The organism is Thiohalocapsa sp. (assembly GCF_019695415.1).
Classification (GTDB): Bacteria; Pseudomonadota; Gammaproteobacteria; order Chromatiales; family Chromatiaceae; genus Thiohalocapsa.
Genome location: NZ_JAIFKJ010000216.1, coordinates 5,006 through 6,458, shown reverse-complemented (window position 1 = coordinate 6,458; position 1,453 = coordinate 5,006). Strand labels below are relative to the sequence as shown.

Here is a 1,453-nt window from a genome sequence, read left to right as displayed (position 1 = left end):
TCGTCCTCCGACACGACAACCCGCCCGCCCGCCCCTCCGTCTCCGGGGGAAAGGACGAGCGGGTGGACGTCGTCCGCACCAACCCGCCGTTCGTCGGGCGTGAGGAGGACGGGATCGAGTCGAACTTCCCCCAGCACTTCCGCACCCGCGAGACCGCCGACCTATTTCGCGCCCTGATCAGCCGGCTGCTCAAACCCGGCGGTCGCGCGGCCGTGGTCCTGCCCGACGGCTCGCTCTTCGGCGAGGGCGTCAAGACCCGGCTCAAGGAGCACCTGATGGAGGAATGCAACCTCCACACCATCGTGCGCCTGCCGAACTCCGTCTTCCGCCCCTACGCCTCCATCGGCACCAACCTGCTGTTCTTCGACAAGGGCGCGCCGACCCAAACCATCTGGTACTGGGAACACCAGGTGCCCGCCGGCCAGAAGGCCTATTCCATGACCCGGCCCATCCGCCTGGAGCACCTGGCCGACTGCGCCGCCTGGTGGGGCGGGCCGAACCGCGAGGGACGGGCAGAGGGCGAGCGCGCCTGGAAGGTCAACGCAGAGGACGTGAAGGCTCGCGGTTACAACCTCGACATCAAGAATCCCCACACCGTGGCCGAGGATCACGGCGACCCCGAGACGCTGCTGGAGGACCTGACCAACGCCGAGGCCGAGGTGGCGGCGATTCGCGACCAGTTGAAGCTGATCCTGTCGGAGGCGCTGCTGAGATCAGTTCGGTAGGCTGGGTAGAGCGGAGCGAAACCCAGCAATCAAGACCTTACGGTGGCGCCAAAGAGCTGGAAACTGAAGGCTGAAAACCCCGTCCGCCTCGCTCCGACGCTGGAGCGTGGGAGCCAGTCGCAAAAACCCCGTCCACCCACTCTATTCGGAACGACCATGCACCCGACCATCGCGCAAAAGGCACCCGAGATCGCGGCACTCTGCCGCCGATACGGCGTGCGGCGTCTCGATCTTTTCGGCTCGGCCGCGCGCGGGAGTGACTTCGACCCCGAACGCAGTGATGCGGACTTCCTGGTCGAGCTTGAGGACAGCGAGGGCGCGTCGCCTCGACTGCCCCGCATACTAGGCTTGGAGCGGGATCTAGAGCTGTTATTACAACGGCCGGTGGATCTGATCGAGCGCCATGCGCTCGACAACAGCCGCAACTACATTCGCCGCCGCTCAATTCTGCGGGGCGCGGAGTTGATCTATGGCTGACGTTCCGGCGCACGACGTGGCCCTGCTGCTCGACATGCTGCTCGCCGCCCGCGACGCACGGGGGTTCGCGGACGGATTGACCAAACAGCGATTCCTATCCAGCCGACTCCATCAAAACGCCATCATCCGCTCGCTGGAGGTCATCGGCGAGGCGGCTGGCCGGGTCTCGACCGGATCGACCTCTGCGCTGCCGGCAATCCCTTGGCGGGAGATCATCGGCATGCGTCATCGGCTGATCCACGGCTACGCGA

The 1,453-nt window shown here is 65.9% G+C and carries 3 protein-coding genes; all 3 read left to right on the top strand.

All coding sequences use genetic code 11. From position 1 onward, the window contains the following. Positions 1-725, top strand: a 725-nt coding sequence (locus I6U14_RS06195; RefSeq protein WP_296897757.1) for an N-6 DNA methylase, incomplete at its 5' end; no start/stop codon positions are given. A gap of 156 nt (positions 726-881) precedes the next feature. Next, positions 882-1,202: a nucleotidyltransferase domain-containing protein gene (locus I6U14_RS06190; protein ID WP_296897756.1), complete on the top strand. Its 321-nt coding sequence runs from the start codon at positions 882-884 to the stop codon at positions 1,200-1,202. Between the two features lie 16 nt (positions 1,203-1,218). Further along, positions 1,219-1,453, top strand: a 235-nt coding sequence (locus I6U14_RS06185; protein ID WP_296897754.1) for a HepT-like ribonuclease domain-containing protein, incomplete at its 3' end; no start/stop codon positions are given.

Bases quoted from the DNA above. Each gene is read 5' to 3' on its own strand.
- I6U14_RS06190 (WP_296897756.1), top strand. From the start codon at position 882: ATGCACCCGACCATCGCGCAAAAGGCACCCGAGATCGCGGCACTCTGC.